Here is a 10,151-nt window from a genome sequence, read left to right on the forward strand (position 1 = left end):
CCGACATCCGTGTTGCACCATCTACCGTACTCCGTGAGGACTTTCCCCAATGGACGCCACCAACCGGCAGCTTCGGGTGCTCGGCATCGCCGGCAGCCTGCGGCGCGAATCGTACAACCGCCGCCTCCTGGCCGCCGCCGCCGAGCTCGCGCCGGAGACGATGCGCATCGACCCGTTCGACCTCTCCGCGATTCCGCTTTACAACGGGGACCTGGACAACGACGAGGCCCGGCCGGAACCCGTGCGCGCCCTCAAGGACGCCATCACTGCTGCGGATGCGGTGCTGTTCGTGACGCCGGAGTACAACCACACGGTGCCGGGCGTGCTGCAGAACGCCATCGACTGGGCGTCGCGGCCGGGCGGGAAGTCGCCGCTGGCGGGCAAGCCGGTGGGGATGATGGGCGCGTCGCCGGGTGCGATCGGGAGCGCGCGGGCGCAGCAGCAGCTCAAGATCGTCCTCTTCTCCACGCTGTCGCACCTCATGCCGCACGCCGGCATCGTCGTCTACATGGCGGGCGAGAAGTTCGACGCGTACGGCAAGCTCACCTTCGAGCCCACGCGGAAGTTCATCACGGCCTACCTCCAGCAGCTCGACGCCTGGACCCGCCGCATGTCCGCCCCGCCCGTGAGCTGACAGCCGAGCCCACAGCTTCGGCGGGTGGCGATGAGGTAAGGCGTGGGACGGCAGCGTGGTGCGTGATTCCCGTAGACGCGCGCCGGCGGATCGGCAGCGCGGGCGGTGCATCGCATCGGCGGAGAAATCCGAGAACGCGAAAGGGCGGGCGCCGATGCAGCGGCGCCCGCCCGATTCACATCTACCGAAATCTCCGCATCCACCGTCCGGACGACATCTACCGTCCAGCGTCCGTCGCCCGGCGTCTAGCCCTCGGCCGCGTCCGCCCTGCCGGAGCCGCGGCGCCAGAGGTAGTAGACGGGGATGCCGAGGAGGACGATGAAGAGCCCCGCGAAGCTGTACGCGGGCTTGGAGAAGAGGAGCAGCACGGCCACCGTCAGCGCGGCCAGCATGTACAGCGCGGGGATCACCGGGTAGCCGAACGCCTTGTACGGCCGCGGCATGTCCGGCCGCTTCCGGCGCAGCGAGAAGAGCGCCATCGTCGTCAGAACGTAGAAGACGAGCGCCGCGAAGATCACGTAGTCCAGGAGCTGTCCGTACGACCCGGTGAGCGTGAGCAGCGCCGTCCACACGCCCTGCACCAGCAGCGCGAAGGTGGGCACGTGCGTCTTCGGCGAGATGCGGCCGGCGGCCTGGAAGAAGAGCCGGTCGCGCGCCATCGCGTAGTAGACGCGGGCCCCCGCCAGGATCAGCCCGTTCAGGCAGCCGAAGGTGGAGACCAGGATCGCGCCCGCCATCAGATACTTGCCCACGGGCCCGAACATGTGCTCCAGCGCCAGCGTGCCCACGCGGTCCTGGTCCGCCGTCTGGATCGCGCTGAGCTTGAGGACGACAAGGTACGCGACGTTCGCCAGCACGTACAGCAGCGTCACCAGCCCGGTGCCCAGCGCCAGCGCCAGCGGCAGGTTGCGCTCCGGCCGCCGCACCTCGGCCGCGGCGAAGGTAACGTTGTTCCACGCGTCGGACGAGAAGAGCGAGCCCACCATCGCCGCGCCGAACGCCAGCATCAACACGCTCCCGGTAGGCGTGCCCTCCCACGGGCGGAAGAAGTTGGAGCGCACCGCGTCGGAGTTGTAGCCGAGCGTGAGGCCCAGCACGATCAGCGCGAGAAGGGCGCCCGTCTTCGCGAAGGTGAACACGTTCTGGATCCACTTCGCCTCGCGCAGCCCGCGCATGTTCACGGCCGTGAGCAGTGCGATTAGCACGATGCCCACCACGCGCTGCCACGACAGCCCCAGCTCGATCACCCCGCCCGGCATGGGCAGCTTGCCCAGCTTGAGGAAGAGATCGGGCGAGACCTGCGGGAAGAAGACGCCCAGGAACTTGGAGAACGCGACCGCCACCGCGGCGATGGTGCCCGTCTGGATGACGAGGAAGAGCGTCCACCCGTACAGGAAGCCGGGAAGCGGCCCCAGCCCCTCGCGCAGGAAGACGTACTGGCCGCCCGCCTTGGGCATCGCGGCCGCCAGCTCGCCGTACGACAGCGCACCGAACAGCGTGATCAGCCCGGTGATGACCCACACGGCCAGCAGCGCGCCGGGCGAGTTCATCTGCCGGGCGATGTCTGCCGAGACGATGAAGATGCCCGAGCCGATCATGGACCCGACCACGAGCATCGTGGCGTCCAGGAGCGAGAGGCCCTGCTTGAACTCTGCTTCGGAGGAGGTGTCGGGGGGCGGCGGCGAGACGGGGCCGGGCATGGCTGCTCCGTTGGGGAGTGGCTAGATGGTGACCGTCACGTCCAGCTTGGCCGCGACCGGCCGGTTGGTGTCCTGCTCGCGCGCGGGGCTGAACTCCCACGCCATGGCGGTGCGCTTCAGCGAGTCGTCGTAGCCGCGGTTGCCCGTGGGCGTGACCACCTCCACCTCGCGCACCTTGCCGCGCTCGTCCACGCTCAGGCGCAGGATCACGTCGCGCGTGCCCAGGTTCCGGGGCCGCTGCGGGGGGATCAGCAGCACCTCCGTCGTCGGCGGGCGGATGCGGCCGGCGCCCGTGCCAGGCCCCGTCCCGCTGCCGATCCCCCCGCCCGTTCCCCCTCCGCTTCCGCCTCCCGATCCGGGGCCGCTGCCGGGACCCTGGCCCGCGCCCTGACCGCTTCCCTGCCCCGGTCCGGCTCCCGCGCCCGGACCTGGCGCCGGATTCGTCGCGGGCGCGGGCTGCGCGGGAGCCGGCGTGGGCTGCGCCTGCGGCTTGGGCTGCTGGACCGGAGGCGTGGGCACGGGCGGCACCACGGGGGGCGGCACCGGTGTCTGCAGCGGGTCCGGCTCGGGAGTGGGCGGGGGTGGGGGCGGAGGGGGAGGAACGTCCACGTAGGTTACGGTCTCGCCACCGCCTCCGCCACCCCCGCCGCCTCCGCCCGGCGCGCCCAGGGCCATGGAGTCGTTCACGCCCACCGGCTGGAAGAGCGTGGCGCCGCCGCGCGTGAGCATCACGAGCAGCGCGATGAGCAGCACGTGCACGCCCACCGACACCGCCGCCGCCCGCGCCGGTTCCTTACGGTCCTGCCGCCTGCCCGTGACCACGTCGAACACGCGCTACGCCTCCTCGCCGGTCTTCGCTGGTGTGCCCATCTCCGCCAAACGCTGCTGAACGTTGATACCACCGCCATTCTGCCGTAGGTCCGCCGGCGGCATACGAGCATCGCTGTTCGCACCGTCCGTTCCGGCGCCGAAGATACTACTCGCCCGAAGATGCGGCCGCGAGCTCATCGCCCACGCCCAACGCCTTATCCTCTCCGTCCTTTCGATCATCTCCCGTCCTTCGACCATCTCCCACCCCCGACAAGCGCAGGGCGCAGCCCAAGCCAAAGGCCGCCGCAGCGATTCCGCAGACGCACGCCAACGGATTCGAGCCTTCCCCCACCTGTGGGGGAGGGCAGGCGAGCCCCGCGAGCCGGGTGAGGGCCTCTTTCCCGCCCGTTGACTCCGCAGTCCGGGACGGGCATCTTCCGCGCTCTCCGAAACGACTTACCCGCTGCCGCGCCCGTGCGCCGGAGCCGATGCCCGATCCCGCCCTGCTCGACCCCGACCTCTGGAGCGCGCTGACCGACCGCGAGCGGCGGGACCTGCTCGCGCGCGAGCTGCTGGCCGCGCTCGACGGGGCGCCCGGGGTGCAGGGCACGCGCATCGAGATCGGCAGCGTGGAGCGGCCGTACGACTACACGGCGGTGGCGGAGACGGACGTGGGCGACCTGCGCACGCCGCTTTGGTCCCACGCGCGCGCCACCATCTTCGTCGATCCGTCCATCCACTCGGCCAACCGGAAGCAGCTCGCGCCCGGCCCCGAGCTGGAGCGCGCAGCCCAGCGCCTCCGCGGCCGGCTGAAGGTGCCGTTCGCGCTGGAGACGCGCGGCCTCACGCTCACGCTCTCGCCCGAGGAGGGCGTGGAGCGCACGTGGACGGCCGAGCAGTCGCGCTTCCGCAAGCGCACCGCCGTCACGCGCGAAGACGTGATCGCCAAGGCCGCGGACGTCGACCTGCGCGACCTGCTTGCACACTTCTACAGCGGCCCGTCGCTCCGCCTGGTGGGCGAAGACGGCACCGCGTTCCTCCTCCCCGCCGCTTCGGAAGAGGAAGGTCGCCTCGTCTCCCTCTGCCCCGCCTGCCATCGGTGGGCAGAAGGATCCGAGGCGACGTGCGGGGAGTGCGGCAGCCAGTTGGACGTGATGCGCGCCGTCCGCCCCGTCCGGCGCTGAGCATCGTCTTCGCATCTACCATCCGGTCGCCGCCGTCCGTGTGGCGACCGGCGGCGGTGCAGCGCGCACCAAACGATTCGCCTGCGCCGAGGCTTCGGCGCCGGGCACCGCACCGCATCTACCGAGCTTTCGAATTGAAGATTTCCGACCTTCCCGCAGGCGGCGCCACGCACCTCGAGTGCACCCGCTGCGGCGCCACGTACGCCAGCGAAGAGATCCACCGCCTGTCGCCCTGCTGCGAGCGGCCGCTGTACCCGCGCTACGACCTGGACGCGATCGGCGCGCGGCTGCGGCGCGAGGACCTGGCCGGGCGCTCGGCGGACCTGTGGCGCTACGCCGAGCTGCTGCCCGTGCGCGACCCCGCCAACGCAGTCCGCCTGGGCGAGGGCTGGACGCCCATGATCGACACGCCGCGCCTGGCGGACGCACTGGGAATCACGCAGTGCTGGATCAAGGACGAGGGCCAGAACCCCACCGCGTCGTTCAAGGCGCGCGGGCTGTGCATGGCCGTGTCGCGTGCGAAGGAGCTAGGGATAAACGAGGTGGCGCTGCCGTCGGCCGGGAACGCGGGGAGCGCGACGGCGGCGTACGCGGCGGCGGCGGGCATGGCGGCGCATATCGTGGTCCCCCGCGACACGCCGTTCGCCATCGTGGAGGAGATGCGTGCGCTAGGAGCGGACGTGGAGCTGTTCGACGGCCTCATCACCGACTGCGGCGCCCGCGTGGCCGAGGGCGTGAAGGCGCACGGCTGGTTCGACCTCTCCACCCTCAAGGAGCCGTACCGGGTGGAGGGCAAGAAGACGATGGGCTACGAGGTCGCCGAGCAGCTGGATTGGACGCTGCCCGACGCCATCGTCTACCCCACCGGCGGCGGGACCGGCCTGGTCGGCATGTGGAAGGCGTTCCACGAGATGGAGCGCATGGGCTGGATCGGGTCCGCCCGCCCGAAGATGATCTCCGTTCAGGCGGCCGGGTGCGCGCCCATCGTCCGCGCGTGGGAGCGGGGAGACGAGCACGCGGAGCCGTGGGCGGGCGCGCACACGTACGCGTCGGGCCTGCGCGTGCCGCGCGCCGTGGGCGACTTCCTCATCCTGGACGCGGTCCGCGCGTCCCGCGGCGCCGCCGTCGCCATCGACGACGACGAGATGCGCCGGTGGACGCCAATCGTGGGCGGCCTCACGGGCATCTTCTGCGCCCCCGAAGGCGCCGCCACCGCCGCCGCCGTGCCGCTCCTCCGCGAGCGCGGCGTCCTCTCCGCCAACGACTCCGTCGTCCTCTTCAACACCGGCAGCGGCCTCAAGTACGTCGGGTAGATCTTCGACGGCGAAAAGGGGAGACGTGGAGCAGCCGTTCCGCGTCTCCCTTCGTTTTGCGCCAACGCCAGCTTGCGGTCCTTCCAGGCACGTGTGCCGTCAGCGAGTGACGGAACCACCGCAGCCTCTCCAGCGTACTCCCCTCCTGTTGCAAGCCTCCCATTACCCGGCAGTTTTCGCGTGCGTAACGATTCGCATGGGAATCTCTTCGCCGCGGAAGCAGCCGACCGACACCATCCCATCACGGAGTCTTCATGTTCAGAAGCAGCCACACGGCCCGCGCGGCACTGCGGGTCGTCGCCACGCTCACCCTCGCCACTCTGGCCGCATGCGCGGACCAGCTCCCCCAAACGCACGGTGGCACCGGCGCGCAACGGTCAGTCACGGATCCGTTCGATCCGAACACGCCACCCGACTCCACCGGCCAGGCAGGATGCTCCTACAGCGGCGTCCCCGCCTTCATCGAGATCAACACCAGCAACCTGACCGACCTGACGGTGACGAAGCCGTCGCCGACGACGGTACGCGCCACCGTGAAGGATGCCGCCTTCTGTCCCGACGTGAACGACGTCTCGAAGGTGCAGTGGAGTGTCGCCTCCTCGCCTACTGACGCCGCGACGTTCAGCGTTCCGGCGGGATCCCCGTCGTCCGTGGTGACCGTGATCGGTGCCAGGCCAGGCTCGGCGGTGCTGCGGGCATCTTCGGGCAACGCGAGTGCCACGTTCGTGGTGAACATCCACGCAGCTCGCATCGTCATCACACCCGCGACCCTCGCCATCGGCGTGGGCCAGGCGCAGACGATCTCGTACCAGGCATTCGATCACACGGGCGCGCAGATGTTCCCGAACTCGTTCGAGAACCGGGCGTGGATCTTCTCCAGCGACAAGACGAGCGTGCTGACTGTAGATGGGAGCGGTATTCTGCACGGGTTGGCCAACGGCATCGCGCACGTAACTGCCACAATGGCTGCGGGTTCCGCGACCGCGACCGTCACCGTTGGTGATCCGAACGGCGTGGAATCCGTCACGATCTCGCCCGTCAACCCCACGATGCCGGCCGAAAGCACCCTGCAGCTGTCGGCCGTGGTGAGAAAGGTTGGGGGAGCGGTGATTACCGGCCGGCCGATCACGTGGACCAGCAGTGAGCCGAACCTCGTCTTCGTCGATTCGAACGGGCTGTTGACCTCCAATGCGCGCTATCCCGGTTTCCTGTCGACTGCGGTGATCCGCGCCACGGTCGACGGTGTAGTCGGGAGCACGACGGTAACGGTGCAAATTGGCGGCGGATGCAATGACTGCGGCGTCTGACACCCGCGGCGCCGTAGCGCGCCTACCTGGCAGATAAGCCAAGGGTCCGGCATCTCGCGAGATGCCGGACCCTTGGCTCATACGGACTGCACCGTGCGCGGTGCTACTTGGTGCGCACGATCGAGATGAGGAGCATCTGCGGGGTGGGCGTCACCTGCCGGCGAGCCATCGCGGCCCCGCGGCCCGACATGCGCGACGCGGCAGCGTGCTCGCGCTGGCGAAGGCGTGCCTCGAACCCTCCGTCGCGGCTGTCGTCGGTCGCGCCGGCCGACAGGATGCGGCTGAACAGCGCGCCCGAGGTGCGGGATGCAACGTCTGGCGTGGGGGGCCCGACCGGCGGGACCACACCGGTGGCCGAGACGGTCACGGGAAGCAGCCCTTCGGGAGAGGCGTAGCCACTCGCGGCCGCGAAAAACGGGATGTACGTGAACTCGGCGCCGGTCGGCCCGCCGTCCAGACAGAGCGTGGCCGCGTCGGCCAGGCTTCCGTTGAACACCTCACCCACCGCAAGCGTGCGCGACGGCCCCGCCGCCAGGCACGCTGTACCGGAGGACGCCACGGCCGAGCTGGTGGTGCGGACCTCTGCACGCCCACCCGGCGCAACGCCGAACCGCAGGTAGGCGCCGCTGGCGAAGTGCAGGTTGACCGCCATCGGAACGCCGTTGGCGAGGAGCCGCGTGCGCAGCGGGAAAGCACCCGAGCGCAGGGCCGGCATCAGCGATCGGAAGTTCCAGCTGGGCTGCAGGTACTGCGAAGCGGCGGCCACGGCATCGTCGGTGTACACCGAAACCGACAAGTCGTGGGCGTAGGTGAGAGGGTCCGTCCCCAGGGCTCCCTGCAGGTTCTCGAGGCCCACGTGCTTGGAGTTGACGAGCGAGAACCAGAAGTCACGCTCGGTGCCACCCTTGCGGTCCGCCGCGTACCGCAGGAAGTCCCAGGTCGCCCCGCGCGTCTCGAGCAGGTCGTTGTCCGCGAAAGGCGACGTGCTCTCGGGGTTCTGATAGTAGCGGATCGCCCGGTCCACGTTGGCGCTCTGGAGCTCGTTGAAGGCGTCCACGCGGACCTGCGACTGGGTGACCGCCGCCGTGTTGAGGTTCTGCCGCGGGCTCAGCCCGGAAGCGGCGTAGAAGTTCAGCTCCTCGGCGACGTGCGCGAGACCCTCGTCCAGCCACACGACCTCCAGGCTGTCGGCGTTGTTTACGTACACCCGGCGCGACGAGTTGATGAGGTGCTGGAACTCGTGCGCCACGGTGCCCACGGTGGTCTCGCGCACGTACTGGTGGCTGCGGGCGTTGCCGTTGATCGTGCCGTTGGGGTCCGGCGCCAGCAGGTAGAACATCTCCGCCTCGTTGCTTCCGGGGCAGTTCTGGTCGGCCGTCTGCGCCTTCCGGGGGAAGAGGTCGCGCGAGTAGAAGAAGCCGCCCACGATGTAGTCCACGTTCGCGGGCGTGAGCTGGTTCACCCCGCTCGTGTAGAAGATCAGCACCTTGCCGTTCTTGTCCAGGTCCGACGGCGTGCCGAAGTTGTTCGTGTCGGTGGGCCAGATCTGGCTGTCGAAGATGTCGCCGATCTCCTGGTACTCCGCGGCGCTGAAGCCGCCGGGGGGGTTCTGTGTGTCCTCCAGGAAGAACGCGTGCTGCGACTGCGCCACCACCTTGCCCGTGCGCAGGACCGGGTTGGAGCAGTAGTCGTCGGCGTTCACGTTCAGCTGCACCGTGGAGCCGATCTTCAGGTTCGTCGTCTTGGAGCCGACGCCCGTGGGGCTTTTGTCGCAGGCGGCCAGCCCCAGCAGCAGGAGCCCGGCGGTGAGGGAGCGCTTCATCTTGGCGTTCGTCCTGGAAGAAGGCGGAGACGGGATGCCCTGGCCACGCGCCCACGCGCGGGCGGCTGCCCGAAGTGTACGGGCGCCCCCTCCCGAAAGGAAGAGAGGCGGGAGCGGCTTCGTTCGAAAACGGACCGCGGGCGCGGCGCAGGGCCGCGCGGGAGTGCGTTCGGAAGGTGCGCGAGGCGCCCGCCGGAGCGGGCTGCCGGGTGTGGTCCGGCGCGGGCGCGCGTGCTACATTGGGCGCGCCTCCGGCCGGGAGGCCACCACCGCCCCTAACCCAGCCCGGTGCACGCCATGCCCAACCCCGCGCGCCACTTCCTCGCCATCCCCGACTTCAGCCGCGAAGAGCTGCTGGCCACGCTGGACCTGGCCGCTCGCATGAAGAGCGGGGAGTATGCCGGCAAGCCGCTGGCGGGCAAGACGCTTGCCATGATCTTCACCAAGAGCAGCACCCGCACGCGCGTCTCCTTCGAGGTGGGAACGTATCAGCTGGGCGGCCACGCGCTCTTCCTCTCCTCGCGCGACATCCAGCTGGGGCGCGGCGAGCCCATCCGCGACACCGCCCGCGTGCTCTCGCGCTACGTGGACGGGATCATGATCCGCACGTTCGACCACGCGGACGTGGAGGGGCTGGCGGAGTTCGGCAGCGTGCCCGTGATCAACGGCCTCACCGACTTGCTGCACCCCTGCCAGATCATGGCCGACCTGCTCACCATCCGCGAGAGCTTCGGCGCCGACCTGAGCGGCGTGAAGGTGGCGTGGGTGGGCGACGGGAACAACATGGCGAACTCGTGGCTCAACGCCGCATATCGCCTGGGCTTCGAGCTTCGCCTGGCTTATCCCAAGGGCTACGAGCCCGACGCCGCCATCCTGGAGCGCGCCCGTGGCGCCGCCAACATCGTCACGACGGACGATCCACGCGTGGCCGTCGAAGGAGCGGACGTCGTGAACACCGACGTGTGGGCCAGCATGGGGCAGGAGGAAGAGGCCGCCGAGCGCGCCCGCGCCTTCACCGGCTACTGCGTGAGCGAGGAGCTGATGGGTCTCGCCACCGACCGCTCCATCTTCCTCCACTGCCTGCCCGCGCACCGCGGCGAGGAAGTGACCGACGCCGTGATCGAGGGCCCGCGCTCGCGCGTGTTCGACGAGGCCGAGAACCGCCTGCACGTGCAGAAGGCGATCATGGCCCGCGTCATGGCCGGCGTCGAGTAGTCCGTCCGTCGATCGGACGAGCTTCACGGTTCGGAGCGGTGCCGAGGCGTCGGTGCCGCTCTGGAGCCCGGCGGCGATACTGCCTGCCGCCGGTCTCCTCCGCGGGGCCGGGGAGCCTCCTCCACCGGCGGGCCGATACAGCCTGGCCCGCCTCCGTCCGGGGTCT

The 10,151-nt window shown here is 70.0% G+C and carries 8 protein-coding genes; 5 read left to right on the forward strand and 3 right to left on the reverse strand.

All coding sequences use genetic code 11. The features are described from left to right. Positions 1 to 49 precede the first annotated feature (49 nt). Positions 50 to 634 (forward strand): NAD(P)H-dependent oxidoreductase, encoded by a 585-nt coding sequence (locus VFE05_05570; GenBank protein ID HET6229530.1) that lies wholly within the window; start codon positions 50 to 52, stop codon positions 632 to 634. A gap of 245 nt (positions 635 to 879) precedes the next feature. Here the strand turns inward: VFE05_05570 and VFE05_05575 are convergent, their stop codons facing one another. Both VFE05_05575 and VFE05_05580 read right to left on the reverse strand, forming a co-directional pair. After that, positions 880 to 2,334, reverse strand: a complete 1,455-nt coding sequence (locus VFE05_05575) for an amino acid permease (protein HET6229531.1) — start codon at positions 2,332 to 2,334, stop codon at positions 880 to 882. Between the two features lie 21 nt (positions 2,335 to 2,355). Further along, complete coding sequence (locus tag VFE05_05580) at positions 2,356 to 3,165, reverse strand: energy transducer TonB (GenBank protein ID HET6229532.1); 810 nt, start codon at positions 3,163 to 3,165, stop codon at positions 2,356 to 2,358. A gap of 467 nt (positions 3,166 to 3,632) precedes the next feature. Between VFE05_05580 and VFE05_05585 the strand changes: the two genes are divergently transcribed. The 3 genes from VFE05_05585 to VFE05_05595 all read left to right on the forward strand — a co-directional run bounded on the left by VFE05_05585 (position 3,633) and on the right by VFE05_05595 (position 6,948). Continuing rightward, a complete protein-coding gene (locus VFE05_05585) occupies positions 3,633 to 4,328 on the forward strand; it encodes a hypothetical protein (GenBank protein HET6229533.1) in 696 nt (231 codons plus the stop codon). Between the two features lie 134 nt (positions 4,329 to 4,462). Further along, positions 4,463 to 5,641 carry a threonine synthase gene (locus VFE05_05590; protein HET6229534.1) on the forward strand — a complete coding sequence of 393 codons (1,179 nt, stop codon included), beginning with the start codon at positions 4,463 to 4,465 and terminating at the stop codon, positions 5,639 to 5,641. A gap of 254 nt (positions 5,642 to 5,895) precedes the next feature. Then, the gene (locus VFE05_05595) at positions 5,896 to 6,948 is read left to right on the forward strand and encodes a hypothetical protein (protein ID HET6229535.1); all 1,053 of its coding nucleotides are present in this window, start codon (positions 5,896 to 5,898) and stop codon (positions 6,946 to 6,948) included. Positions 6,949 to 7,051: 103 nt separating this feature from the next. On the opposite strand, the gene VFE05_05600 is transcribed toward VFE05_05595, so the two are convergent. Further along, entirely contained in the window at positions 7,052 to 8,770 is a 1,719-nt protein-coding gene (locus VFE05_05600) for a hypothetical protein (protein HET6229536.1), read from the reverse strand. Between the two features lie 297 nt (positions 8,771 to 9,067). Here VFE05_05600 and argF point away from each other — a divergent pair, with 297 nt between their 5' ends. Beyond that, complete coding sequence (argF, locus tag VFE05_05605; protein ID HET6229537.1) at positions 9,068 to 9,985, forward strand: ornithine carbamoyltransferase; 918 nt, start codon at positions 9,068 to 9,070, stop codon at positions 9,983 to 9,985. Positions 9,986 to 10,151: the final 166 nt, after the last annotated feature.

The organism is Longimicrobiaceae bacterium (genome assembly GCA_035696245.1).
Lineage (GTDB): Bacteria > Gemmatimonadota > Gemmatimonadetes > Longimicrobiales > Longimicrobiaceae > DASRQW01.

Excerpts from the sequence above, each read along its gene's own strand:
- VFE05_05570 (HET6229530.1), top strand. The coding sequence starts at position 50 with ATGGACGCCACCAACCGGCAGCTTCGGGTGCTCGGCATCGCCGGCAGC.
- VFE05_05575 (HET6229531.1), bottom strand. The coding sequence starts at position 2,334 with ATGCCCGGCCCCGTCTCGCCGCCGCCCCCCGACACCTCCTCCGAAGCA.
- VFE05_05585 (HET6229533.1), top strand. The coding sequence starts at position 3,633 with ATGCCCGATCCCGCCCTGCTCGACCCCGACCTCTGGAGCGCGCTGACC.
- VFE05_05595 (HET6229535.1), top strand. The coding sequence starts at position 5,896 with ATGTTCAGAAGCAGCCACACGGCCCGCGCGGCACTGCGGGTCGTCGCC.
- VFE05_05600 (HET6229536.1), bottom strand. The coding sequence starts at position 8,770 with ATGAAGCGCTCCCTCACCGCCGGGCTCCTGCTGCTGGGGCTGGCCGCC.
- argF (HET6229537.1), top strand. The coding sequence starts at position 9,068 with ATGCCCAACCCCGCGCGCCACTTCCTCGCCATCCCCGACTTCAGCCGC.